This window comes from Bradyrhizobium sp. 63_E2_N1_3 (genome assembly GCF_052076005.1).
Classification (GTDB): Bacteria; Pseudomonadota; Alphaproteobacteria; order Rhizobiales; family Xanthobacteraceae; genus Bradyrhizobium; species Bradyrhizobium barranii.
The window spans coordinates 2,540,325-2,564,604 of sequence record NZ_CP197235.1 but is presented as its reverse complement, the minus strand read 5'-3'; the positions used below and the strand labels follow the sequence as shown (position 1 = coordinate 2,564,604).

Below are 24,280 nucleotides of genomic sequence, written 5' to 3'. Positions count from 1 at the left end.
CATGGCCAATGACGCGCCCGTGGAGCGGATGAAGCGGAAGGACTATGAGAAGGAGCTCGAAAAACTCCAGGTCGAGTTGTGTCACCTTCAGGAATGGGTCAGAGCCCAGAAACTGAAGGTGATCATCATCTTCGAGGGGCGCGACGCGGCCGGCAAGGGCGGGACCATCAAGGCGCTGACCGAAAAGGTGAGCCCGCGCGTGTTCCGTGTCTGCGCCCTGCCCGCGCCCTCCGACCGGCAGAAATCCCAGCTGTTCCTGCAGCGCTATATCGAGCAATTCCCGGCCGGCGGTGAGATCGTGATTTTCGACCGCAGCTGGTACAACCGCGCCGGCGTTGAATACGTCATGGGCTTCTGCTCGCCGACCGAACACAAGCGCTTCCTGGAATTGTGTCCGCTGGTCGAGAAATTCGCCGTGGACGCCGGCATCGTCCTGATCAAGCTCTGGCTCGAGGTCGGGATGGAGGAGCAGGAGCTCCGCTTCAAGGCGCGTATCGAGGATCCGCTGCGGCAGTGGAAGCTGAGCCCGATGGACACCGAGTCGTTCGGGCGCTGGTACGATTACTCGCGCGCGCGTGACATGATGTTCGAGGCGACCGACACGAAGCATGCACCGTGGCGACTGATCCGCTCCGACGACAAGCGGCGAGCGCGGCTCAACGTTATCTCGCACATCCTGAGAACTATCCCTTACAAGGAAGTCAAGCGGGAGAAGGTCAAGCTTCCGCCACGGTCCCACAAGGGACGTTACAACGACCAGGCAAGCCTGCGCGGCCTGAAGTTCGTCGAGGAACGCTACTGAAACGCGAAACGGGCTGCGATGACGCAGCCCGTTTAGCTTGAGCGCCCTCCCGGGCCTATTTCAGCCGGATCGTGACGCCGCCAACCGCAGCCGATACTTCCGCGCCGACCTTCGGCCCGCTGAGCTGGAGGATGACGCCATTGCCGTTCTGCAACTGAACGGCTCCGGCGCCCGCGGCAACCGCGCCGCCCGCGCCGCCCGCCGCGTAGGAGCCTTCGATCGACTCCGGCCCCCTCAGATTGAGTGCGCGCCCGACGAGCTTGGTGGTCGAGGCGCCGATCGTGAAACCGACGCTCATGCCTGAGACGGTGAAGGGATATTTCTTGCCCCGGTACAGCAGAACGCCCTCGCCGCCACCGACGCCGACGATGAACCCGCCCTTGGTGAAGACCACGGCAACCTGGCCGGTGTCGGCACGCGATGACGTACTGAAACCGGCGACGCCCGCGAGCGAGACGGCCAAGGCGGCATAGATGGCGACTTTTCTCATGTCTCACGTTCTCCTCTTGTTATGACGTCGAGCTATTAGGCCAGGATCATCGCAAAGTAACCGAACACGGTGAGCAGGATGCCCGACACCGCGTAGCCGACCGGAAATCCGATCCAGGGCACGGAGCTCTGGATCTCCACCGCGGCCTCGCGGCACGGGCCGGAGTGCGACCGCGCACCGGCAACGCCGCCCATCAGCACGGCCGGGTTGATCTTGAAGACGTGATAGCCGATCGCCCAGACGATGAACGGCGGGATCGTGCAGGCGATGAAGCCGGCGACGAAGATCTTCAAGGCAACGGCACCGGTAAGCTGCGCCAGCAATCCGGCACCGGCATTGACACCGACGATGGCGACGAAGACCACGAGACCGAGGTCCTCCAGCACGTTGCGCGCCGCGTTCGGCGTATTGCCGAAGAAGCGCAGCCGCGAGACCAGCGACGACACGATCACGCCCGACAGCAACAGACCGCCGGCATTGCCGAGACCGATCTTGGCACCGAAGGCCGGAAATTCGATCATGCCAATCAAGAAACCGAGGATCATGCCCGCGGCCAGCGTCAGCAGGTCGGTCGACGTATTGGTCCGCGCGATGCGTCCCCACATCTCGCCGAGTTCGTTGACGGCCGACTTGAGGCCGACTACCGAGACGATGTCCATCCGCTGCAGCTCGGTCTTGAGACCGGCGGCAAGTGGTACACCACCACGCTCGACCTTGGTGACCTGCAACTGGCCGGCGATCGCCGTGTCGCGGAAGGATTCAAAGGTGCGTCCGACCATCTCCTTGTTGGTGACGAGGATGTCGGCCTGATCCATGGGAATGCCCAGCGCCGTGGTGTCGGCAACCTCGGGGCCGATCAGGCCCATCTTGTCGGTGAGATGCTCCGTCGAGCCGCCGAGCGCGACGACGTCGCCCTTCTGCAGCACGAACGCAGGATCGGCTCCCTGCGGCTCGCCGCCGCGCGCCACGTTGACGATCCGGTACTCCGGATGGATCGAGCGGAATTTGGCGATGCTCATGCCGACCTGCGTCGGATTTTCCAGCCGATAGGCACGCAGACCGAACTGCCGATAACCGGTCAGGCCGCCGCCCTCGAGATCCTTGACGCCAAACTCCTTCTCGTACTGCCTGGCCGCCGCCTTGGCATCGACGCCCCACCACCGCGGCAGGTACTTGCAGATCAGGATGATGCCGACGGTACCCCAGATGTAGGTGATGCCGTAGGACAGCGCGATCATGCCCGACGCATCCTCGGGCTTCATGCCTTCAGGAAGCTTGACGACGCCCGAGGTGATCGCCTGCTCGGCCGAGCCGATTGCGGCCGACATGGTCTGCGACCCCGCCAGCATGCCGCCAGCCGCGCCGATCGGAAGCGCGAAGAGTCTTGAACAGATGACGACGAGCGCCAGACCAAGGACGCTGGACACCAGCGCCAAGATGCAGAACTTGAGGCCATCGCCCTTCAGGCTGTTGATGAAGGACGGCCCCACGCGCAGGCCGACGCCGTACATGAAGAGGTAATAGAACAAGCTCTTTGCAAAGTTGTTGAGCTCGAGCTTCACGCCGTAGGTCGAGGCCCACACCGCCAGCCCGGCGCCGACCACGATGGCGCCGGCGACCATGCCGAGGCCGTAGCCCTTGATGCTGGCCCGGCCGATCCAGACGGCGAGGCCAACGACGAAGAACAGCAGCAGAAACGGGTTCTGCTGCAAGAACGTGAAAAAGCCTTGCATGACCGTCCCCTGTTATGATGCGGCCTTCAGCTTCGGCGTGGCGCCCGGCTTGGGCCGGCCGATCTTCGCCAAGGCTTCGGTGCGTACGAGCTTCAAGCCTTCCTTGGCGTCGTAGCCGTGGATTTCCTTCACATCGAGCTTGCGCATGAAGTCGATGGTTTCCTGGGTGATGACCTGGCCCGGCACCATGATCGGGAAGCCCGGCGGATACGGGATCACGAAACTGGCCGAGACGAGATCGGGGCCGGCCTTCAGGCGGCGGTCGATCTCGGGATCGCCGAGCCGGATATATTCGCATCCGGCTGCGTCATAGGCCGAGTAGAAGCCGCTGCGGATATCGCCCTCGTTGGTCTTGGTGCCGGCATCGCCGCGGAAACTATCGTGGAAATGCGAGAAGTTCGGCAGGTCGGGCACGTCGGTCATCAGGCTCTTGACCCGCGCCTCGAATGTCTTCTTCGCATTGGCGCCACCCTGGACAAGTCCGCGGTCGACCTCGCCCGCGATCTCGGCCAGCACCCTCACCAGATGCGCGACGTCGCTGCGGGTGTTGTTGATGTTGGACTGGAACAACACCGAGTTGCGCGAGGTCTTGTTGATCTGGATGTTGTACTCGTTCGCCAGGATGCCCTTGAACTGCGTGCCGTCGTAACCGGCGGTGCCGCACACCAGCGTCATCCGGGTCGGATCGAGGCAGAACTCGTCGTCGTCCAGACTCTTCAGGATGTTCGCCCAGTTCGTGCCGGCCGCGAGATAGTCGGTGAAGCCGCTCTGGCGGTATTGCGCGGGTACCATCGCGTCCGCACCAAGGATGCGGAAATATTTCGAGATCAGGGGATTGTTGTTGACCGCATTACGGATAGCGAACGCGATCTCCATCGCATTGGCCACGAGACCATAGCCCTCGAGCTCCATCTGGCGCCGCGACACGTCGAGGCTCGCGATGAGCTGCTGGTTCGGGCTGGTCGATGCGTGCGTGAACACCGCCTCCTTGAACTGCTGCTCGACCGTATGGAATTCGACGTCCTTGACCGACAGCATCGAGCCCTGCCGGATCGCCGACATCGACTTGTGGGTCGAGTTGGTCTGGTAGACGCGCAGGCGGATCTGACGCGGATCGGGAATCAGCCGGGCGTTGAGCAGCACCTCGTTCGACGGGTTCTTGCCGAGCTCGGCCTGCTGCTTCTCGTAGGCCGTGACCGATTTCGGGTCGTGCATCCAGGCCTCGATCTCATTGGCGGCGCCCATCGCGGTGCGCCGCCGCAGGTAAGGCGAGAAGCGCGCAAAGCCGAACCAGGCTTCGTCCCAGAGGAAGATCAGGTCGGGCTTGATCGCGAGGCATTCCTCCATCACCCGGCGGGTGTTGTAGATGTGACCGTCGAAAGTGCAGTTGGTCAGGTCGAGCATCTTGACGCGGTCGAGCCGGCCATCCGCCTTCGCATTCAGCAGGGCCTGCTTGACGGTCTTCAGCGGCACCGCGCCATACATCGAATATGCCGTCATCGGGAACGCTTCGACATAGATCGGCTGGGCGCCGGCCAGCACCATGCCGTAATGGTGCGACTTGTGGCAGTTGCGATCGACGATCGCGATGTCGCCGGGCGCGAGCAGCGCCTGCACCGCCATCTTGTTCGAGGTCGAGGTACCGTTGGTCACGAAGAACACGCGATCCGCGCCAAGCGCGCGCGCCGCCTTGTCCTGCGCTCTCTTGATGGTTCCGGTCGGCTCCAGCAGGCTGTCGAGGCCGCCGGTGGTCGCGCTGCTCTCGGCCAGGAACAGGTTCAAGCCGTAGAATTCGCCCATGTCGCGAATCCAGTCCGACTTGAAAACCGATTTGCCGCGCGCGATCGGCAGCGCATGGAACGTCCCGATCGGACGCTGCGCATATTTCTTGAGATTGTCGAAGAACGGCGTGTCGAAGCGGTCCTGGATGCCTTCGAGGATCGAGAGATGCAGCTCGAGCAGATCTTCGATGGAATAGAAGATGCGGCGAACGACGTTTGCTTCCGGATTTCCGGCCATCTCCTCCACGTCGCGGTTGGACATGAGATAAAGGTCGAGCTCGGGACGGACCCGCTTGACGATTTGGGCCAGCCGGAGCGCTGACGCGTCGGACTCGTCATTCAGTCCCGCCGATGCCGTCAACGTGCGGAGCACCGGGGCATCGTGCCGCGAGCGCAGGGTGAAGCCTTCGTTGATGACGACGGCTGCGATGTTGGGGTTCAGCATCGTGGCGCAGAAGGCGTCTTCGAGGCTGCCGACGATGACCGGCTCATAGACGAACTGATCGACCGGACGCCGCAGCTTGCGCCATTCGTTGGCGAGCGCGAGCCATTTGGCGGACGAGAGGCCGGTGACGATCAGGGTTTCGAAGTAGGGGCGACGCGCGGTGTGCTGCCCGAACATCTGCGGCACCAGATCGGAGGCGTCGCCATTGTCCTCATCATTCACATTCCAGTCGCCGGTATGCTGGCGGAAGGACCTCGTCGTCAGGGCCTGTGTCAGCCGCGTCGCGAGGGCGAGCGACGTTGCCGCATCGCCAGTGGCGGCTGCTTCCCGCAGGGCCCCCATCAGTTGCAGACCGGGATAGCCGTGAAACTCTTCCGTCACAGACAGATCGGCCAGCGCGGCATCGTATTTTGCACGATCGCCGCCGCGGGCCCACACCTTTGCCGCTTCCACCAGATCGCGCCAGTCGTCCGCCCGTCCACCGGGGCCAGACAGGAACTGATCGATGCGCTTCTGCGCGGGCTTGGCGTCTTTGGACATGTTTCACTCCCGATCCATATCAAGCCGTAGGGCATGAGTGATGCCGGATCGTGAGTGCAGCGCCGCTTGCTCTATTGATCCAAGTCAACGGTCGCGCGATATGCCGGGGCGGGGAGCACGGCCGTGACGCCTCTTCGCAACGCAATAGGCCGTCGCCGACCGATTGGAGGGCAGCGGAGAGATCAGACCGTTCCTCGGGCATCGTTGGGCTGGGCATCGCCAAGAACGCTGTCCAGCGACCGCAGCCAGTCGCCGCTGTCAGTCTTCTCCGCCAGTCCCTCCGCCCGCAACAGATCGCGCAGCTGCGCATGCGCACCGACGATGCAGAAGGCGACATGCCGGGAGGCGAGCTCATCGTAAAGGTCGCGCAACATGCCCGCGCCGGCCAGATCGATGTAAGGCGATGCGGAGAGGTCGCAAATCACCAGCCTGATATCGACCGATCTCAGCAAGGCATCCAGCACCGACTCCAGGATCGTTTCGGCGTTGATGTAAAGCAACGAAGCTTCGGGTCGAAAGGCGATGACGCCGACGAGCGGCTCGACACCCTCGTGCCTCGCGTTGTCGGAGTAGCGGCCGGTCCCGGGCAGCCGTCCGAGGAACGCGACATTCGGACGTGAGGCGCGTGCCAGCAGCAGGACGATCGACGCGATGGCCGCGAGCAGGACGCCTTGCAGGATCCCAAGGAGCAGCACGGACACGAGCGCAATCGCCGCCGCATAGAAATCGAACCGGCTGACGCGCCACATCCGCAACAGCGCGCGGATGTCCACCAGCCTGTAGACGGCCGCAAAAACGATAGCCGCCAGCACGGCCTTGGGCAGATTCGTCAACAACCCCGTGAAGAACAGCAGGCACAGTGCGAGCGTCGCCGAGCAGATCACCAGCGCCAGGGGGGTGCGCGCGCCCGCATTGTCGTTGACGGCGGATTGCGACAGGCCGCCGGCGACGGGATAGCCGTGGCCGAATGCGGCGACGAGATTCGCTGCCCCCAGGCCCAAAAACTCCTGCCGGACATCAAGGGCATAGCCATGCTTGGCGGCAAAGCTGCGGGCCGCAGACACACCTTCAATATAGGCCAGCAGCACGCATCCCGCGGCCAGCGGAAAGAGTTCGTCGGGCTCAAGCAGACCAAACCTGGGTATTCCGATCGCCGGCAACCCTTCGGGGATCGTCCCGGTGACCGGCACCCCGAGGGACGCAAGGCCAAGCAGCGTCGCAAACACGATCGACAGCGCCATGATCGTGAGTCCGACCGGCTTTCCCGGCAGACGCCGTTCTCCGAGCAGCAGGAGCACCAGCGCGATCGCCCCGATCGCCAGAACGAGCGGCTTCGTGTCGCCGAGCTGACCACTGAGCTTGATGGCGCGATCGAAGAAATTGTGACCGCCTCCGGCGACGCCGAACAGGCTCGGCAATTGGCTCATGATGATGGTGAGCCCGGCGCCGGCCTTGAAACCGACCAATATGCTGTCGCTGACCAGGCGAACGAGAATGCTGAGCTTGAACAGCCAGGAGATCAGGCACAACAGCGCCACCGCGCAGGCGGCAAGGCTCGCGATCTCGGCATATTTCGCCGCGTCTCCGCCGGCCAGCGCCCCGACTGTGGCCGCAATCATCAGCGAGATCGCGGAGGTCGGACCGACCGCAAGCTGGCGCGACGACCCGAGCAGCGCGTAGCCGATCCCACCAAGCATATAGCCATAGATGCCGATCTGCGGCGGCAATCCGGCCAGCGTCGCGTAGGCGAGCGACACCGGAATGGCGTAGGCCGCGAGCGTGATGCCGGCGATGGCATCCGGACGCAGCCAGGCGCTGCGATAGTCCGCAAGCCAGGTCGCGGGCGGAAAGAATCGCGATATCGGCCCGAACGTGTTCATGTGCGGGCCTCGGCGCGGTTTGCTTCGCAGCCCAGCAGCACGATCAGGAGAGCGATCACGGGGACACCAAGCGCCAGATTTGGAATCTGCTTGGTCGCGAAGGCGCCGACGGCGGCTCCAAAGCCGAAAGTGCCGCATAGTGCGGCAAAAATGCCGGGGCGCCGAAACGAACCGCCTCCTGAGACTGCGGCGAACACGCTCTCAATCGCGTGCCGCATGTTGCCGGTAATCATCACCGAGCTGTAGGCCACACCTTCGACCTTGGTGAAGACCGCGGTCTGCATGGCGGCGACGAACGAGATGCCCAGCGTGCCGGCGAGGTCCGGCAGGCGATTGTGCAAGATGCCGATGGCAATCAGCAGCAGTATTTCGATCAACGTGCTGATGGCGCTGGCACGGTCTCCGGTCGCCCGGCGAAGCCACGCTGCGACCACGATACCGACCGCGAATGCGAGGATCGGCGGGACAAAATGCAGCGCTTCCGGCCAGTTGCCGATCGAACCATAGACCCAAAGCAGAACCAGATTGGCCGTCTGCGCGTTGGCCATCACGCCGTGGATGATCCAGGTGTAGGCATCGAGATAGCCGCCGGCGAAGGCGAGCAACAACGCAATTTGCACCGTCTCGTCGCGGCGTATCGACGAAGCAGCGGCGATATCCATCGTGCTCATGTCCGAAACATCGGCTCTCCTAACTCCTGCATGGGTCCATAGGCGACAGCTTGCCTTGGGGAGGATTGATCTGGATCAAGCGTCGCCTGGTTCCACGAACCAGATTCGGCGGAAATTGCTGGAGGGCATGCGCCATGGGCACCGTTAGGTGGATCATCTCCACGGCTCCGGAGATCTTCCTGCTGCTCGCCATTGCGATTGGTACGGTGCTTGGTCGCGTCAAGATTCGCGGCTTCTCGATCGGAACGACGGCCTGTATCCTGGTCGTCGCCGTGCTCATCGGCCAGCTCGGGACCTTTACGTTCCCCTCGCTGCTGCGCGTGATTCTGTTCAGTCTGTTCGTGTTCACGATCGGCTACCGGTCCGGCCCAGAGTTCTTCGCGTCCCTCAGCATCCGCACTCTGGCGCAGGTCGTCATGGCGCTCGTGCTCGGCGGCACGGGTCTGATCCTCGTCCTGATATTCGCCTTCACGTTCAAGCTCGATCCGGGCACGGCCTCGGGACTTGCCGCCGGTGGGCTGACACAATCCTCCATCATCGGCACCGCCTCTGGCGCGCTGGCGCAACTCGGCCTGCCCAACGACGCCTTTAAGCAGCAGGAGGCGAACATCGCCGCCGGCTACGCCGTCACTTACGTCCTCGGCTACATCCTCACACTCCTGTACGTGCCGTTTGTCGCGCCGAAGCTGATGGGGGTCGATTTGAAGGAGGAGGCGGCGAAACTGGAGGCGGAGCTTTCCGGCGGCAATCCGCCACAGAACGAAAATCTCCATTATCGGAAATTCCAAGCGCGCGCCTATCGGGTCTCGACCGCCGCGGGACGCACGGTCAAATATATCGAAGAGGAAATCGGCAGCCGCACTGTCGTCGAGCGAATAGTGCGGGATGGAGCCGACGTTGAGCCGCGCCTCGACACCATTCTCGAATCGGGCGACGACATCGTCATTGCCGGGCGAACGGCGTCCCTCGTCGCTGCAAAGCCGGTCATCGGCAAGGAGATCGATGCCGACGAGATTCTGAAGGCTATTCCGGGCAACGTGATCAACGTCCTCGTCGACAGCCGCGATCTCCATGGCCGGTCGATCAAGGAGATCGCCGAACGCGTCGGCAACGACGCACGCGGCGTCTATCTCCGCACGCTGACCCGGATGAGCCGCGAGGTCCCCCTGGGCCCGGATACCCGCGTCTATGTGGGCGACGTCATGACGCTCGTCGGCAGCACCCGCAACATCGAGCGCGCCGCCACGAAAGTCGGACAGATCTTGCGCTCCGGCGACCGCGCCGACATCGCTTTTCTCGCAACCGGTATCGCGGCGGGCCTGCTCGCAGGCCTCATCAGCTTCAAGGTCGGCGGTATTCCGCTGACCCTGGGCGGCGGCGGCGGCGCGCTGATCACGGGCCTCGTCTGCGGCTGGCTACGGTCGCGCCGGCCGACTATCGGCGCTTTGCCGCCCGCCGCGCAGCAGACGCTGAGCGATCTCGGGCTCGGCGGCTTCATCGCCGCCATCGGTCTCGGCAACGGAGCCGCGGCCTGGACTGCGATCCAGGCCCACGGGGTGTTGCTGGTCGGAATGGGCCTGGTCGTCACGCTGGTGCCGCTGATCGTCGCGACGCTGTTTGCGCGCTATGTGGTGCACATGAATCCGGTCATCACCTGCGGTGCGCTGGCGGGCGCCATGACCGTCGATGCTGCGGTGACCGGAGCCTGCGACGTCGCCGAGAGCCAGACGCCGGTGCTCGGCGTCGCCGTGCCCTACGCCGTCGGCAATGTCGTCCTGACCGTACTCGGCCCGATTATCGTGGCCCTCACCTACACCGGCTGACGGAGGCGACGATGCGCAGGCAATTGGCCGCAATCATCCGACCGTTCGTGATGGCTCTACTTACCCTCGCCGCCTTCGTCCTGCCGGTGCGCGCCGAGGACAATGTCCGCATCCAGGAGGAGATCTGGGCGCTGCCGCTGCCGCTTCCGATGTTCGCCTATGTGGTGCGGCCCGTCGGCGACGGCCCCTTCCCGCTCGCGATCATGAACCACGGCGTGTCGCTCAAGCCGGTCGATCGCGGCTTCTTTCCGCTGGTGGAATTCCGCGATGCAGCGAAGTGGTTCGCCAAACGCGGCTATTTCGTCGTGGCGCCGGTCGGCACCGGATATGGCGCAGCCGCCATCGACATTCCCGAGCGCGCGCTCTATGGGCCATTCTTTTCCAAGGTCGGAAAGTGCACGAACCCCAACTTCCATGATGCGGGCCTCGCAGTCGCCAAGGTCGATCTCTGGATCATCGACTACATGGCCGCCGAGAGACGCATCATTCCAAAGGACGTGATCGTGGTCGGCCAGTCCGCCGGAGGCTGGGCTTCCATCGCCTTGTCCAGTGTGAACCCACCACAGGTGAAGGCCATCATCACCTTCGCCGCCGGCCGCGGCGGGCGGGTCGGCGGCAAGCCGAACAACAATTGTGCACCCGACAAGCTGGTCGAGGCGACCGCGGATTTCGGCAGCACGTCGCGGGTGCCGATGCTGTGGATCTACATCGAGAACGACACGTTTTTCGGCCCCGACCTGTCGAAGCGCATGCATGAGGCCTTCACCGCGGCCGGCGGCAGGGCCGAGTATCATCTGATGCCGCCCTTCGGCGGCGAGGGCCATTTCTTCATCGGCTCGCCGGACGCGATCCCGCTGTGGTCGCCGCTAGTGGCGAACTTCCTCGACCCGCAGAAATAAAATTCAGGTTCGGAGGCACATCATGCCAAGTCCCCGCAATTGTCTCTCCGGCCTGCTGGTCGTCGCGGTCGCCGGAAGCGCGACATGTGCCGGCATCGCCGCGCCTAAATCCGCGCAGGCCGATAAACCCGCCGAGGTCGCGACGCGCGGCCAACGCGAGGCAAAGGACATCGTCTACGGAGACTGGCAGAAGCTCTGCTTCAAGGCAGGCGGTGCGCCGACGTTGTGCCGGACCTCAATCACCGGCAAGTTTCCAACCGGCCAGACGGCCGTGCGCGTGGACCTGATCGAGCGCGAAGGCACTCCCTCGGCACGGCTGCAACTCTTCGTGCCCGTCGGCATGTACCTGCAACAGCCGGCGAAGCTGACCGTCGACCAGGGCAGCCCCCTCCGCATCCCTTACAGCTGGTGCCTGACCAACGCCTGCATTGCGGCCGACGTCGCGCCTCCCGCGATCATCAAGGAGATGGAGTCAGGGAAGACACTTGCCCTCGAGGTCGTCGATTCAAACCTTCTGGCATTGACGACCTCGGTGCCGCTGGCGCAGTTCGCGTCCGTCCACAAGGGCGCACCGGCCAGGACGCTGGAGCAATATGTCGACGAATGAGCGGCCATGCTGCGTTACGCAGCCGACGCACGCGCCACCGACTCGATCAGGGACTGCGCCATAAATGGCTTGACCAGATAGGCAATGCATCCGGACGCGACCGCCGCCGCGCGGTTCGCCGAGCTGTCATTTCCGGTGATGTAGATCACCGGTGCGGTGACACCCTCCTCGGCCAGTTGCCGGCGCAGGTCGATGCCGGACCTTCCGTTCAGGTCGATATCGAGAACGATGCAGATCGCCTTGTCGAAGCTGCCGTGATGGAGCAAGGCTCCAGCAGAGTCGAAGAGCGTCGCGGCAAAGCCATGCTCGCGGAGCAGTCTGTTCACGCTGGTCCGGATGGACGGATCGTCATCGACGACAAAAACAGAGTCACGCTCTGGCAAGGAAGTGCCCCTTCGAGACGAATGACTGATCACGGCGGCGCCGGCGCCATATTCGCCTGGTCTACTTGCGTGTCAGGCAAAGCGCCGCATTCGCCGCCGTGCATGGCAGCACCGCACCAACGAATTTCATATTGTCTCTTGGGGAAGTCACACCGCGGGAACTGTGCCGTGACGACAAATCAGCTAATCGTCGCTCGTATCGAGCATTCCAAGCCGTTCCGCGATCGAAACGAGCTCCGCCAGCGAACGAACCTGCATCTTCTCCATCACCTGGTGGCGGTGCGCCTTCACGGTGCGCTCGGTGGTTCCAAGCTCATGCGCGATCTGCTTGTTGATCCTGCCGCGGACGATGAGATCGAACACCTGACGCTCGCGATGCGTCAATGCGGCGAGGTGAATGCGGAAGGTCTCGAGCCTTCCGCGATGCGCCTGCGCGGTGTGCTGGCGCACCATCGCGCGCTCAATCGCAGCGATCAACTGCTCGGAGGATACCGGCTTGGTCAGGAAATCCTCCGCGCCGGCCTTGATGGCCTGCACCGTGGTTGGCGTGTCGGCGTGTCCGGTCAGGAATATGATTGGCAGCGTCGAGCCCGACGCGACCAAGCGGGTCTGCAAGTCGGGGCCGCTCAGCCCCGGTATCCACACGTCGAGCAGGATGCATCCCGGTTGTGCGTCATCAGGCGACGCATCCAGCAAATCCTGCGCCGATGCGTAGGTCGCAACGTCGTAGCCCGCGAGCTTCAACCGGCGCGCGATCGCCGTCCGGAAGGAATCGTCGTCGTCCACCACGTGAACAAGGCCGGGCACGCATCACCTCTTGCTGAATTCCGACAGCTTCTCAATCCGCGCAACAACCTCCCAACAGGCGTCCACGCTGTCCCTTGGTACAATGAACCTTGGGACAATGGATGAGAATGCCGCCTTAGTCGTAAATCAACTTCGACGGGAGTGGGACGGCGCGGCGCATTCCCAGCGGCGAGAGTTTTCGTCCGACAGACCAATTCGGCGATGAGCTGAGGAGTTGGCCTATGTTCGTTCGCATTGCAGCGGATTCGACGCCGCGTCCCAACTCCCTTCGTGACCTCGGCATGACCAGCGATTCAAATGCGCTCGTCAGTTTAAGCCAATTTACCTATAAAAAGGGCAGCGAAATCTACGGGGAGAGAGAGCCCGCCGAATATGTCTATCAGGTGACGTCCGGTGCGGTGCGAAGCTACAAGCTGCTGTCGGACGGCCGCAGGCAGATTGGCGCCTTTCACCTCGCCGGCGACATTTTTGGCCTGGAGAACGGCAACGAGCACCGCTTCACCACGGAAGCGATCGTCGACACCACGGTGCGCCTGGTCAGACGGCAAAGCCTCGAAATGGTGGCCGAAAGCGATGCGATGGTCGCCAGAAACCTGCTCAGCATGACCACGAACAACCTCCAGCATGCGGAGGACCACATGCTGTTGCTGGGACGCAAGACCTCGCTGGAGCGGGTCGCAGCGTTCCTGCTCGAGATGGACGGGCGGTTGACGGCGTCCGGCGTCATGGCGCTGCCGATGTCGCGGCGCGATATCGCCGATTACCTCGGCCTGACGCTGGAGACGGTATCCCGCGCGCTGTCACGGCTCCATGAGCTCGGCGCCCTCGGCTTCGTCGGCAACACCCAGCGTCAGATCGTGCTGCTGGATCGGCACCAGCTTGCAAGCCTCGACCTGCAGCCTTGAGCGGGCCGACACCGGCGAATGGCACAAACTGCACATCACACCGGTACCGTCCGATGCTAGCCTCTTCCGATGTGGAACGAGACCGCATTTCGGATCGCAGTCGTTTTGTTCGGGACGCTGCCGGTGGCGTTCACGGCCATGATCCTTTTCCTGGGGTGAGCTCGGCTCTGGCCGAGGCCTCCATCGGTATCAGGATCATTTAAGGCCAGGCGCCTGGGTTACGCCGAGGTGCTCGAGAGTCTTGCGCAAGACCTCGAACAGGATGGCGGCCGACCAGCCGAACAGCAGGACACCATTCATAGCCGTCAACGGGCCGATGAGGCGCCATTCGCGCACCGGCGTGATATCGCCGTAGCCGAGCGTGGTGTAGTTGACGAAGGCGAAATAGAGCGCATCACTGCCCGGTGCGGCGGCCTGAACGACTTCATACATCAGAGCCCACACCAGAACCTCCAGCGTATGCGCGACCTGCAACACCACGGCTGTCGCGACCATGACACCCATCAGATGCGCTCTTGGTCTCCTGGTTTGCCGCAAGCCCGCGCCGCGGGCGATCCCGACGGCGACGATGGTCACCAGCGCATGGATTCCGATATTGATCACGCTGACCAGCGTACCGACGAGGAATTGAAGAAGCATCGAGCGCCGCCAATCCTTTTCAGCTTTCCGGGAAGCTGCCTCAACGTGGCGACGGCCCGTTCAACAAGAGCGCCAACGTGTGCCGCGCGATGGTCAATTCATCGTCGGACGGGAGCACGTAGAGAGGGATACGACTATCGCGGCGCGAGATCAGCCGTGCGTTATGGGCGTTGGCCTTAACATCCAGTATAGCACCGAGCCAGCTCAGCCTTTCGGCGATGCGCGCGCGGATCGCGGTCGAGCCTTGGCCGATCGCGCCGGTGAAAACAAAGGCGTCAAGCCCCTCCAGCGCGGCCGCGAGCAGGCCGGCGTTGAGGCCGGCGCAGTAGGCGAGGTGCTCGACGGCCTGTTCTGCTCGCAGAAAACGAGCCGCCGCACCGTCGTCACCCGGATTGGTGAACAGAAATGCGTCGCCGGGATCGATTTCACCTGCGGAATGGTCCGACGGCGATGCGCCAAAGGCATAGAATCCATTCGTGCTTTCGACGCTGCGGCCTTCCTTCAGCGCGCACATCGAGCTGGTGTCATCGAGGCACGCAACGATCACGCGGCGCGCGGCAATCTCGGGGGCCTCAAGCGTCAGAGCTCGTGCGATCGACTCGTAGCAAAGACCGTGAGCCCCGTAACGCCTTACGTCACCTGCGCAGAGTTGATGCGCAATAGGATAGCTGCCGTTCTCCACGACCTTGCCAAGATGGAATGCAGTATCGAAGCAGGCGACTTGCGGTAGCGCCGGATGATTGGCCTGCATGATACGGATTGGCGCAAGATTATACGGTTGAAGCAGCGGCGCGAGTGCAATCAGCCGCTCCAGACGCGCCATCACGACATCATCGATCAGGGCCGGTCGGGCGTCATCCGGTCCTCCCTGAGCGACGCGATGTCCCACGGCCAGCGGCTGGATTCCCAATTCGTCCCGCAGCCAGCTATCGACAACCGCGCATGCCGCCGGGATGTCATCGACGTCGTCGTTCTGATAGGTGCGGTGCGCCAACGGATCGCCGTTCGCTCTGCTCGCCCTGAGGCGCGGATGGCGGCCGAGCCCGTCAAGCCGTCCCTTGATTTGCCGTTCCAGCCTCCCCTCGCCTCGTACGGAGAAGAGCTGGAAGTTCACGCTTCCTGCATTCGCATCGATGGCAAGGATCGCATCCATGGCGGTCAGTCGACAGCCGTCATCGCCGGGGACGTTTGCCCGAATGCGCAATCCCGCTGCGACGTTTGATGGGCCATCGACATGCCTGAGGTCAGATCTGCCTACGCCCAATCAGGGCGCATCGGGAGTCGAGAGGATTGACTTAGGTCAAAGGTGATGCGTGCGGAGATTCAGGTCTCTTCCGGCCTTTTCGGCGCAGCGGCGCGGTCGTTCCGGATCCAGGCCGCCGCGAGTTCCCAGGCGACCGACAGGATGATCGGCCCGATGAAGAGGCCGATGATTCCGTGCGCGAGCGTTCCGCCGATCACCCCGATCAGGATCACGATCGTCGGCGTGGTCAGGCCGCGCCCCATGACGATGGGTTTCAGGATGTTGTCGAGGATGCCGACGGCGCCGAGGAAGACGGTCAGGAGCACCGCGGTGGTCACGTCCTTGTCCATCCAGATCCAGACGACCACGGGGAAGAGAACGAGGAAGGGGCCGATCTGCACGATCGACAGCAACAGGACGAGGAATGCCAGCAGGCCGGCACTCGGGGCGCCTGCGAGCTTGAAGCCGATGCCGGCCAACAGCGACTGCACGATTGCGACACCGATGATGCCCTGCGACACCGCGCGGATGGTCGCGCCGGCGAGCTCCAGAAAATGCTCGCTCTGCTCCGGTACGACCCGGAACAGGAAGCCGCGCACCGCGTCGACGAGCTGCGGACCGTAGGGAAAGAGGAAGCCGGCGACGAATACCGACAGCAGGAACTGGAGCGTGCCGACACCGGCATCACCGGCGAGCGACAGCATGATCCCGGCAAGCGGTTTCAGATACGGCATCACCTCGCTCAGCGCCGCGCGAATATTGCTGTTGGCCTGGGTCCAGAGATCGTAGAGCTGGGTGCCGATCAGCGGCCAGCTCTTGATCTGTTCGGGCGCCTCCGTAAGCGTGAGATCGCCGCTGCTGATCTGGCCCGCGAGATCCTTGATCCCGTCGACTGCGCTCATGCCGAGCCAGGCCGCAGGACCAATGACGATGCCCAGCGTAACCAGCGTGAGAATGGACGCGGCGGTGCGCGGGCGGCCCCCGAGGCGCTTGGCAAGCCAGCCGAAGACTGGATAGAACGCCACCGCGAGCACCGCACTCCAGGCCAGGATTGGCACGAAGGGGCGGATGATGAGGAAAGTCCACAGGATCAGCAGCGCCAGCAATCCGAGCCGGATCACGAGCTGGATGACTCCGTCGATAGACCGATGCTGGCGAAGAGTGTTCAAGGCCTGTGTCCGGGCAGCGCTCCTGCTGGAAGCCTAGCGGCCCCTATCCCGCGGCGGGCTTGATACAGATCAATGGCGCGCCCAATGCTCGCGCCAATACACGCTAGTCTACGACGAGCACGTCATCGACCTGTGTCATCGGATCTGCGCGCTGCAGCGCTCGGACAAGACAGGCTTTGGTCTGCCGCCTGAAATCAAACAGCCCTAGGCCACGCCGCGGAGTCCCTCAGCGGAACAGGCTCGCCTTCCACCTAGTGCCTGGGATTGAGGGCATCATTCAGGCCGTCACCCATCAGGTTGAAGCCGATGACGAGCGCAATGATCGCGAGCCCCGGCCAGAAGGCCATCCATGGCGCCTCGCCGAGAAATTGCCTGGCAACGTCAAGCATGGCGCCCCATGACGGGGCCGGGGGAAGCTGGCCAAGCCCCAGAAAGGCCAGGCTCGCCTCGGCGAGAACTGCAATCGCCATGGTCAGCGTCGCCTGCACAATCGTGGGGGCAAGCACGTTCGGCAGCACCTGTCCGGTCAGGATGGCGAGATGGCCGAGGCCCTGGGACCGGGCCGCGGCGATGTAATCCTCGGTGCAGACAACCAGCGTCTCGGCACGCGCGACACGAACGAACACCGGCACGGCGGAAATGCCGATGGCAATCATCGCATTTTGCAGGCTGGGGCCCAGGAACGCGGCGAGCGCAATCGCCAGCACCAGAAAGGGGCAAGCGAGCAGCGCATCGGCGAAGCGCGAGATCACCATGTCGGTGAGGCCGCCGAAATAGCCGGCCATGAGACCAAACGGAAGGCCGATCAGCACCGCGACCGTCACGGAGACGATGCCGGCGGAAAGCGAGGCTTGCGTGCCGAAGATCACGCGCGACAGCACGTCCCGACCGAGATCGTCGGTGCCGAACCAATGTGCCGCACCGGGTGCCGCGCGAATCGCCATCCAGTCCGGCGAGTTTGGATCGTACGGCGCAATCCACGAGGCAAACACCGCCAGCACGACGAAGAACAGGATGATCGTGGCCCCGATGACGGCGGATGGTTCGCGCAACAGGCGACGAATTTCCGAAGGAGCGGCGGCGCGTGCCTGACTTGCGACCGGCACCGTCTCAATCGAGCTCATGACCTGAGCCTCGGATTGAGCAGCACATAGGCCACGTCGGCAATCAGGCTCATCAGAAGGAATACGGCTGCTGTGCAGAGCACGACCGCCTGAACCACGGCATAATCGCGGCTGAACACGCCGTCGACGACCATCTTGCCGAACCCCGGGATGGAAAAGACCTGCTCCGTCAACACCGCGCCGGCCAGCAGTTCGCCAAATTGCAGTGTGCCCAGCGTGACCACGGGAATCAGCGCGTTCGGCAGCGCATGACGCAGCACGATGGTGCTTTCGCGGACGCCCTTCGCGCGGGCGGTGCGCACGTAGTCCTGCTTCATCGCCTCGATCATCGCGCCGCGGACATGGCGCATCATGATCGCAGCGGTGCCCGTGCCGAGCACCAAAGCGGGCATCAGCATCGAAAGCAGGTTGCCTCCCACGCTCTCGGACGGCGGAACGAAACCTCCGGCCGGAAGCCAGCCGAGATTCACCGAGAACAGAAGGATCAGCATGATCCCCAGCCAGAAATGCGGGATCGACAGTCCGGCAAGCCCGAACAGACTGGCGCCGTAGTCGAAGGGCGTCCCGCGCCCCAGCGCCGCGAAGATCCCGATCGGCAACCCGACGAGCAGCGCGACCAGCATCGACAGCATCGCGAGCTCAGCGGTCACCGGCAATTTTTCCGCCAGCATGGTGCCGATCGGCAATCGGGTGCGTACCGACGTGCCGAAGTCACCGTGCACCAGGGCTTTCAGCCAGACGGCGTATTGCACCGGGATCGGATCATTGAAGCGATACTTCTGCCGAAGATATTCAACGACTTCGGGATTACGCTCTTCTCCGGCGAGCGCCAGCGCAGGATCGCCGGGCAGCAGTTTCTGCAAACCGAACACCATCATCGACACCAGCAACAGGGTCGGCAGCAGGACGGCAAGCCGGCGCAGAAGCAAGCTCTTCATCGGGGCAGACTGGTCCTCACCAGGGCGAGCGCATCGGCGGGCGCGAGGCGTTGCGCATCAATTCACAGGCCTGACACCGACCAGACGCAACAAACCGTCCGGCACCATGACGATGCCGCCGACCGATTTGCGGGCCGCAAAGAACCAGTTCGGGTGATGGAGGGGAATCGACGAGAGCGCCGTCAGGTAAATGTCCGTCGCTTTGGCGTAGAGTGCCTTGCGCTTGGCTTCGTCAGCCTCGCCCCGGGCCTGGTTCAGGATCGCATCGAGATCCTTGTTGCAGTACTTGTTGACGTTCTGGGAGCCCGCGCAACTGAAAAAGGCGACCAGCGTCGGGTCCGGGTCAGCGCGGCCGCTCCAGTTGCCGATATAGGCTTCGAAATTGCCGTTCATGTAGCGCTCGATGGCCGTGGTCGTTTCCATGGGCAGCAGCTTGACGTCGAAACCGGCCTCGCCCGCCATCGACTGTATGATCTGTGCGACCCGGGAATCGCCGGCCGTATTCTCGTACTGGATCTCGACCGGCACGCGAGTCATTCCGGCGGCGGCAATCATTGCCTTTGCCTTGGCAACATCGCGAGCCGGCGCCTTGCGCGCGCTATCGTAGAACGGAGATGACGGCGGGATCATCTGGTTATCCGCCAGGAACTCGCCGTTGAAGGCGACGCGGTTGATGACATTGCGATCGATCGCCAGCTCAAAGGCCTGACGCAGCGTCGCGTTCTTGCCGAGTGGCGTATCGGCCTTCGCGCCCGCGCCGACATTGAACATCAGATGCGAGACGGCAAGTCCCTGGCCGGAATGCAGGGCGAGGTTGGGATCGTCGCGTACGGTCTTGAGATCGGTCGGCGCGATACGCTCCGCGAGATCGAGATCGCCCGCCCGGACACGCGACAACCGCACGGTCGAGTCGGGAACGTAGTAGTAGACGACCTCGTCATAGCCGACTCGTGCAGCGTTCCAGTAGCCGGGATATTTCTTGACGCGAATGAGGTCGCGCGACTTGCGCTCGGCAAATTGATACGGACCGGCACAGACCGGCGCGGCTGCAAATTCCCCGGCTTTCTCCGTGGCGGCCTTGGGCGAGACCATCATGCCGGCACGATCGCTGAGATTGGCAAGCAGCGGCACGAACGGCTCCGACAGGTTGAACTTCACCTTGTCCGCGGCAAGCGCTTCGACGCTCGCGACCGGCGCCAGCTCGGCCTTGCGCTTGGAATCCGGCATGGACTTCATGCGCTCGATATTGAACTTGACTGCCGCTGCATCGAACGCGGTGCCATCGTGGAACGTGACGTTCTGGCGCAGCGTAAAGGTGATCGACTTGCCGTCCGCGGACCACTCCCATGCCTCCGCCAGCTGCGGCACGATCTTGAGGTCGGGGGAGATATCGACAAGCTTGTCGCACAGCGCCGCAAACACGAAGCGGCCGGAGTATGTGCCGCTGAGTGCCGGGTCGAGCGCATCGGGATCGTCCTGAATGCCGACCCGCAATGTCGCGGCACTCGCCGAGACCAGGCCCGATGCGATCATCAGAATTGCCGCCAACGCCGTGCCCGTCCGCTTCATACGGAATTCCTTTCGTCGCACGCCTATCCCAAGGCTTCCAAGGCTCTGCTGTTGAAGGTCAAGACAAGCACGACTGAACCTATTTGTAAACATCTCGAACAAATCACCCTAGGATATAGAACTAAATTACAATACATCGCTTTTGAAGGCGAAAAATCCTTGCACCACGCCCCTTGACGGCAGATCAGGCGACGTATTAGTTCGGCATATTGACTAATTGGATTGAGGCCCATGCCAGACGCCCCCTCATCGCCCGTTGCGCGACAGCAATCCGTGCGCCTTGTGGTTGAGCGCCTGCTGCGCGATCGCTCGGTATCGCGCGCCGAAATCGCCCGCAGCACGGGCCTGTCCAAGCAGACCATCTCCGAAGTGATGCGTGATCTCGAGCGCGACGGCTGGGTCCATGAGGACGGTCAGATTCAGGGCAGTGTGGGGAGAAGCGCCGTCACCTATGCGCTCCGGCCGGACGCCGCCTTCGTGTTGGGTATCGACCTTGGAGGCACGAAACTGCACGTCGCACTTGCCGATCTGCACGGTGAGATCGTCGCCGAGAGCATCGAACCGACATCCGGCGACGGCGGCGCTGCCGTGGTCGCACAGATCGATCGCATGAAGGATGCCCTGCTTCAGCGTGCGTCCGTATCGGCGCAACGCTTGCGCGGCGGCGTGATGGGAAGTCCGGGGATGGTCGACCCAGCGTCGGGCAGCATCGCCATCGCGCCCAATATCCCCGGACTGGATAGCCTGGACGTGAGGGCCGCGCTGCGCGAACGGCTCGGAATCGACGTCGCCATCGAAAATGACGTCAATCTCGCCGCAATCGGGGAGCATTGGCGCGGCAATAGCCGCAAGGCGCGCAGTTTCGCCTTCATCGCAGTCGGCACCGGCATTGGCATGGGCATCTTTTCGAACGGCTATCTCGTGCGCGGCGCACGCGGGGCGGCCGGCGAGATAGCCTACCTGCCGCTTGGGGGCGATCCCTACGATGCGCGCGGTCTTCGGTTCGGCACCCTGGAAACCGCGATCGGCAGCGCCGGCATTGTCGAACGCTATATCGCGCTCGGCGGCGCGCCCGGCAGTACCGTGCGCGATGTCTTCGATCGGCTCGCGGTCGAGGAGGCGGCGCGAGTGACGATCGACGAGATCGGCCGGATCCTCACGACCGCGATCCTGGCGGTGCACAGCATCCTCGATTCGGAAATCATCATCATGGGCGGCAGCATCGGCGCGCGGCCCGAGTTGAAGGTCCGGATCGATGAACATCTGGCACGCTGCATGCGCGAGCCTGTTCGTATCGAGCTCAGCGCGCTCGGCAATCGCGCCACGCTGATCGGCGCGATCGGCAGCGCGATCGACCTCGTGCATCGCTCGCTGTTTGGCATCGGCAAGGATGCGGGCCCACTGGCTCTTCCTTTCACGGCAGCAGATGTCGCGGCATGAGAGAGCAGGCGCCGAGAATCGAGATTGTCGGCAATGCCGCCGCCGTCGCGGAACGAGCAGCCGCGCTTGTCATCGCGCGGCTGCACGATCGACGGCCGGTTACCCTCGGTCTTGCGACCGGAGCGACAATGGCGCCGCTCTATGCCCGCCTTGTCGCCGCGACCCGCGCCGGCCTCATCTCATTCCGAACGGTGTCGAGTTTCAACCTCGATGAATATGTGGGCGTCGCCCCCCAATCGGCCGGAAGCTTCCATGCCTACATGCAGCAGCATTTGTTCGGGCATGTGGATATGGAAGCCGGTCGGGCAAAGATCCCCGATGGCACGGCCGACGACGTCGCCGCCGAGGCCGCGCGCTATGAGGCGCAGATTGCGGCTGCCGGGGGCATCGACCTCCTGCTCCTCGGCATCGGCGCCAACGGCCATATCGGCTTCAATGAGCCAGGTTCGGATTTCGCTTCACGTACCCGCGAGGTCAGACTCGATGAAGCAACCCGCATCGCGAATGCCATCAATTTTCCCGATCCGGCGTCGGTTCCCGAACGTGCGATCACAATGGGCATAGCAACAATCCTGGAGGCTCGGAGCATCCTCCTGATCGCCAAGGGGCCGGAGAAAGCAGCCGCACTCGCAGCCGCGATCGAGGGTCCGATCACAGCAGCTTGTCCTGCCTCGGCACTCCGCCTGCACGGCAACGTCGATATCCTTTGCGATGAACCGGCTGCCGCAGCCCTCGCCACGCGGCCCCACAACAACAATCGGAGAAGGGCATGAGCTGGGGACAGCGCGATTTCATGGTGCCGGGGCGCTCGCTGGCGGTGGGCGACCGGGGCATGGCCGCGACCTCTCATCCGGCCGTCACGCTCGCTGCGGTCGAGATCCTGCGCAGTGGCGGCAATGCGGTCGATGCCGCCATTGCCGCGATCGCCCTCCAGGGTGTCATTGATCCGCATATGACCGGCATCGGCGGCGACTGTTTTGCGATCTATGCTCCCGCCTCCGGCAAGCCCGTCGCTGTCAACGGCTCGGGCCGAGCGCCGGCGAAGGCCGAACTCGGCTGGTTTCGGCAACGCGGGCTGGCGTCGATCCCGGACGATTCACCCCATGCAGTCACAGTTCCGGGTGCGGTCGATGCCTGGTGCCGCCTCTCTGGCGACTATGGTTCAAAAGGCCTGGACGAGGTTCTGGCGCCGGCGATCCGCGCGGCCGAGACCGGCTTTGTGGTGACGCCCCGCGCCGCGCTGGATTGGGCACGCTACGCCGATCGCATCGAACGACATCGGACTGGCGTACCGGTCTATCTGCCCGGTGGCGCTGCGCCCGCCGTCGGTAGCAAGCTCAATCATCCCGCACTCGGCGCGACGCTGCGCCGGATCGCACGCGAGGGGCGCGCCGCGTTTTACGAAGGTGCCGTCGCCGAAGAAATCGTCGCGACATTGAAGGCGCTGGGCGGAATGATGCAGCTTGAAGATCTCGCAAGTGCCCGATCGGAGTACGTCGAGCCGATCAGCGCCGACTACCGCGATCATCAAATCCTGCAATGTCCGCCTAACGGACAGGGCGTCGCGGCGCTGCTGATCGCCCGCATCCTTGCCGGCTTCGACATGGCCAATCCGGCGCTCGGCGAGGCGGATCGCATTCACCTCCTTGCCGAGGCAACCAAGGCGGCCTACCGGCAGCGCGACGCGCTGGTCGCCGATCCGGAATTCCGTCCGCTCGATGTCGACTCGCTGCTCTCGGAGGCGTCAGTCGCGGCATTGCGCTCCTCCATCGACCGGAAGCGTGCCGGCGCATCAGCAGATTTTGACATGCCTGTTCATCGTGACACGGCTTACGTTGCGGTCGCCGACCGCGACGGCAACATGGTATCTTTCATCAATTCGCTTTTCTTCGCGTTCGGCAGCGGCATCTACGCTCCGCGCGCTGGCGTGCTATTACAGAACCGGGGTTCGGGATTCTCCCTTCTCGAAGGACATCCCAATGCGATTGCGCCGCGAAAACGTCCCTTTCACACCATCATTCCGGGTCTGCTGGCGAAGCATGGCAAGCCGATCATGGCCTTTGGCGTGATGGGTGGACAATACCAGGCGGCGGGACATATGCAGATCCTGAGCGGCGTGCTCGATCGTGGGCTCGACATTCAGCAGTCCTCGGATACGCCGCGCAGCTTTGCGTTTGATGGCACGCTGAGCCTCGAACCCACGATTCCCAGCTCCGTCGCCGACGAATTGATTGCGCGCGGTCATCGCGTGATCTGGGCGGACGAACCGCTCGGAGGTTGTCAGGCCGTGCACGTCGATCTTTCCAGGGGCGTCTTTCTCGGCGCGTCGGACCATCGCAAGGACGGCATTGCACTGGCGGCGTGACCAGGATGAGAATGACGTGATGTCGGA

General features: G+C 63.5%; 21 protein-coding genes. 8 read left to right on the top strand and 13 right to left on the bottom strand.

Annotated features, from left to right (window positions below):
* Nucleotide 1: 1 nt before the first annotated feature.
* The gene (gene ppk2, locus AB7531_RS11815; RefSeq protein ID WP_085402452.1) at nt 2-802 is read left to right on the top strand and encodes a polyphosphate kinase 2; all 801 of its coding nucleotides are present in this window, start codon (nt 2-4) and stop codon (nt 800-802) included.
* Nucleotides 803-857: 55 nt separating this feature from the next.
* Here ppk2 and AB7531_RS11810 read toward each other — a convergent pair whose 3' ends face one another.
* From AB7531_RS11810 to AB7531_RS11790, 5 genes are all read right to left on the bottom strand, one after another.
* Nucleotides 858-1,292, bottom strand: coding sequence for a hypothetical protein (locus AB7531_RS11810; RefSeq protein WP_063981862.1), 435 nt, complete (start codon nt 1,290-1,292; stop codon nt 858-860).
* A gap of 35 nt (nt 1,293-1,327) precedes the next feature.
* A complete protein-coding gene (locus AB7531_RS11805; RefSeq protein WP_063981861.1) occupies nt 1,328-3,025 on the bottom strand; it encodes an aspartate:alanine exchanger family transporter in 1,698 nt (565 codons plus the stop codon).
* Nucleotides 3,026-3,037: 12 nt separating this feature from the next.
* Nucleotides 3,038-5,791, bottom strand: a complete 2,754-nt coding sequence (locus AB7531_RS11800) for a beta-eliminating lyase-related protein (RefSeq protein ID WP_063981860.1) — start codon at nt 5,789-5,791, stop codon at nt 3,038-3,040.
* A gap of 182 nt (nt 5,792-5,973) precedes the next feature.
* Nucleotides 5,974-7,671 carry a SulP family inorganic anion transporter gene (locus AB7531_RS11795; RefSeq protein ID WP_063981859.1) on the bottom strand — a complete coding sequence of 566 codons (1,698 nt, stop codon included), beginning with the start codon at nt 7,669-7,671 and terminating at the stop codon, nt 5,974-5,976.
* Nucleotides 7,668-8,342 (bottom strand): YoaK family protein, encoded by a 675-nt coding sequence (locus tag AB7531_RS11790; RefSeq protein ID WP_063981858.1) that lies wholly within the window; start codon nt 8,340-8,342, stop codon nt 7,668-7,670. Before AB7531_RS11790 ends, AB7531_RS11795 begins: the two co-directional genes overlap by 4 nt.
* A gap of 134 nt (nt 8,343-8,476) precedes the next feature.
* Here AB7531_RS11790 and AB7531_RS11785 point away from each other — a divergent pair, with 134 nt between their 5' ends.
* The 3 genes from AB7531_RS11785 to AB7531_RS11775 are packed head-to-tail and all read left to right on the top strand — an operon-like array spanning nt 8,477 to nt 11,671.
* Complete coding sequence (locus AB7531_RS11785) at nt 8,477-10,165, top strand: aspartate:alanine exchanger family transporter (RefSeq protein WP_063981857.1); 1,689 nt, start codon at nt 8,477-8,479, stop codon at nt 10,163-10,165.
* 11 nt (nt 10,166-10,176) lie between these two features.
* Nucleotides 10,177-11,064, top strand: a complete 888-nt coding sequence (locus AB7531_RS11780) for an alpha/beta hydrolase family protein (RefSeq protein WP_436855603.1) — start codon at nt 10,177-10,179, stop codon at nt 11,062-11,064.
* Between the two features lie 22 nt (nt 11,065-11,086).
* A complete protein-coding gene (locus AB7531_RS11775) occupies nt 11,087-11,671 on the top strand; it encodes an invasion associated locus B family protein (RefSeq protein ID WP_063981855.1) in 585 nt (194 codons plus the stop codon).
* Between the two features lie 14 nt (nt 11,672-11,685).
* Here the strand turns inward: AB7531_RS11775 and AB7531_RS11770 are convergent, their stop codons facing one another.
* Both AB7531_RS11770 and AB7531_RS11765 read right to left on the bottom strand, forming a co-directional pair.
* Entirely contained in the window at nt 11,686-12,054 is a 369-nt protein-coding gene (locus tag AB7531_RS11770; protein WP_441279958.1) for a response regulator transcription factor, read from the bottom strand.
* Between the two features lie 183 nt (nt 12,055-12,237).
* Nucleotides 12,238-12,861: a response regulator transcription factor gene (locus AB7531_RS11765; protein ID WP_063981853.1), complete on the bottom strand. Its 624-nt coding sequence runs from the start codon at nt 12,859-12,861 to the stop codon at nt 12,238-12,240.
* 221 nt (nt 12,862-13,082) lie between these two features.
* On the opposite strand from AB7531_RS11765, the gene AB7531_RS11760 reads away from it, so the two are divergent.
* Entirely contained in the window at nt 13,083-13,766 is a 684-nt protein-coding gene (locus tag AB7531_RS11760) for a helix-turn-helix domain-containing protein (RefSeq protein WP_063981852.1), read from the top strand.
* 195 nt (nt 13,767-13,961) lie between these two features.
* Here AB7531_RS11760 and AB7531_RS11755 read toward each other — a convergent pair whose 3' ends face one another.
* From AB7531_RS11755 to AB7531_RS11730, 6 genes are all read right to left on the bottom strand, one after another.
* Complete coding sequence (locus AB7531_RS11755) at nt 13,962-14,405, bottom strand: potassium channel family protein (RefSeq protein ID WP_063981851.1); 444 nt, start codon at nt 14,403-14,405, stop codon at nt 13,962-13,964.
* A gap of 40 nt (nt 14,406-14,445) precedes the next feature.
* Nucleotides 14,446-15,558 carry an acetate kinase gene (locus tag AB7531_RS11750; RefSeq protein ID WP_354102852.1) on the bottom strand — a complete coding sequence of 371 codons (1,113 nt, stop codon included), beginning with the start codon at nt 15,556-15,558 and terminating at the stop codon, nt 14,446-14,448.
* Between the two features lie 170 nt (nt 15,559-15,728).
* Nucleotides 15,729-16,817 (bottom strand): AI-2E family transporter, encoded by a 1,089-nt coding sequence (locus tag AB7531_RS11745; protein ID WP_063981849.1) that lies wholly within the window; start codon nt 16,815-16,817, stop codon nt 15,729-15,731.
* A gap of 251 nt (nt 16,818-17,068) precedes the next feature.
* Nucleotides 17,069-17,941 carry an ABC transporter permease gene (locus AB7531_RS11740; RefSeq protein ID WP_063981848.1) on the bottom strand — a complete coding sequence of 291 codons (873 nt, stop codon included), beginning with the start codon at nt 17,939-17,941 and terminating at the stop codon, nt 17,069-17,071.
* Nucleotides 17,938-18,879, bottom strand: a complete 942-nt coding sequence (locus AB7531_RS11735) for an ABC transporter permease (RefSeq protein WP_028149199.1) — start codon at nt 18,877-18,879, stop codon at nt 17,938-17,940. The genes AB7531_RS11740 and AB7531_RS11735 overlap by 4 nt, the downstream gene beginning before the upstream one ends.
* 57 nt (nt 18,880-18,936) lie before the next feature.
* Nucleotides 18,937-20,448, bottom strand: a complete 1,512-nt coding sequence (locus AB7531_RS11730; protein WP_063981847.1) for an ABC transporter substrate-binding protein — start codon at nt 20,446-20,448, stop codon at nt 18,937-18,939.
* 231 nt (nt 20,449-20,679) lie between these two features.
* On the opposite strand from AB7531_RS11730, the gene AB7531_RS11725 reads away from it, so the two are divergent.
* Genes AB7531_RS11725 through ggt form a run of 3 tightly spaced genes read left to right on the top strand, consistent with a single transcriptional unit; the run spans nt 20,680 to nt 24,253 of the window.
* Nucleotides 20,680-21,888 (top strand): ROK family transcriptional regulator, encoded by a 1,209-nt coding sequence (locus tag AB7531_RS11725; protein WP_063981846.1) that lies wholly within the window; start codon nt 20,680-20,682, stop codon nt 21,886-21,888.
* The gene (gene nagB, locus AB7531_RS11720; protein ID WP_063981845.1) at nt 21,885-22,661 is read left to right on the top strand and encodes a glucosamine-6-phosphate deaminase; all 777 of its coding nucleotides are present in this window, start codon (nt 21,885-21,887) and stop codon (nt 22,659-22,661) included. Before AB7531_RS11725 ends, nagB begins: the two co-directional genes overlap by 4 nt.
* Nucleotides 22,658-24,253: a gamma-glutamyltransferase gene (gene ggt / locus AB7531_RS11715; RefSeq protein ID WP_441279957.1), complete on the top strand. Its 1,596-nt coding sequence runs from the start codon at nt 22,658-22,660 to the stop codon at nt 24,251-24,253. Before nagB ends, ggt begins: the two co-directional genes overlap by 4 nt.
* The last annotated feature ends 27 nt before the right edge of the window (nt 24,254-24,280 follow it).

Excerpts from the sequence above, each read along its gene's own strand:
- nagB (WP_063981845.1), top strand. The coding sequence starts at position 21,885 with ATGAGAGAGCAGGCGCCGAGAATCGAGATTGTCGGCAATGCCGCCGCC.
- AB7531_RS11730 (WP_063981847.1), bottom strand. The coding sequence starts at position 20,448 with ATGAAGCGGACGGGCACGGCGTTGGCGGCAATTCTGATGATCGCATCG.
- AB7531_RS11780 (WP_436855603.1), top strand. The coding sequence starts at position 10,177 with ATGCGCAGGCAATTGGCCGCAATCATCCGACCGTTCGTGATGGCTCTA.
- AB7531_RS11755 (WP_063981851.1), bottom strand. The coding sequence starts at position 14,405 with ATGCTTCTTCAATTCCTCGTCGGTACGCTGGTCAGCGTGATCAATATC.
- ggt (WP_441279957.1), top strand. The coding sequence starts at position 22,658 with ATGAGCTGGGGACAGCGCGATTTCATGGTGCCGGGGCGCTCGCTGGCG.
- ppk2 (WP_085402452.1), top strand. The coding sequence starts at position 2 with ATGGCCAATGACGCGCCCGTGGAGCGGATGAAGCGGAAGGACTATGAG.
- AB7531_RS11735 (WP_028149199.1), bottom strand. The coding sequence starts at position 18,879 with ATGAAGAGCTTGCTTCTGCGCCGGCTTGCCGTCCTGCTGCCGACCCTG.
- AB7531_RS11725 (WP_063981846.1), top strand. The coding sequence starts at position 20,680 with ATGCCAGACGCCCCCTCATCGCCCGTTGCGCGACAGCAATCCGTGCGC.
- AB7531_RS11740 (WP_063981848.1), bottom strand. The coding sequence starts at position 17,941 with ATGAGCTCGATTGAGACGGTGCCGGTCGCAAGTCAGGCACGCGCCGCC.
- AB7531_RS11805 (WP_063981861.1), bottom strand. The coding sequence starts at position 3,025 with ATGCAAGGCTTTTTCACGTTCTTGCAGCAGAACCCGTTTCTGCTGCTG.
- AB7531_RS11760 (WP_063981852.1), top strand. The coding sequence starts at position 13,083 with ATGTTCGTTCGCATTGCAGCGGATTCGACGCCGCGTCCCAACTCCCTT.
- AB7531_RS11800 (WP_063981860.1), bottom strand. The coding sequence starts at position 5,791 with ATGTCCAAAGACGCCAAGCCCGCGCAGAAGCGCATCGATCAGTTCCTG.
- AB7531_RS11810 (WP_063981862.1), bottom strand. The coding sequence starts at position 1,292 with ATGAGAAAAGTCGCCATCTATGCCGCCTTGGCCGTCTCGCTCGCGGGC.
- AB7531_RS11775 (WP_063981855.1), top strand. The coding sequence starts at position 11,087 with ATGCCAAGTCCCCGCAATTGTCTCTCCGGCCTGCTGGTCGTCGCGGTC.
- AB7531_RS11795 (WP_063981859.1), bottom strand. The coding sequence starts at position 7,671 with ATGAACACGTTCGGGCCGATATCGCGATTCTTTCCGCCCGCGACCTGG.
- AB7531_RS11790 (WP_063981858.1), bottom strand. The coding sequence starts at position 8,342 with ATGAGCACGATGGATATCGCCGCTGCTTCGTCGATACGCCGCGACGAG.
- AB7531_RS11785 (WP_063981857.1), top strand. The coding sequence starts at position 8,477 with ATGGGCACCGTTAGGTGGATCATCTCCACGGCTCCGGAGATCTTCCTG.
- AB7531_RS11750 (WP_354102852.1), bottom strand. The coding sequence starts at position 15,558 with ATGGATGCGATCCTTGCCATCGATGCGAATGCAGGAAGCGTGAACTTC.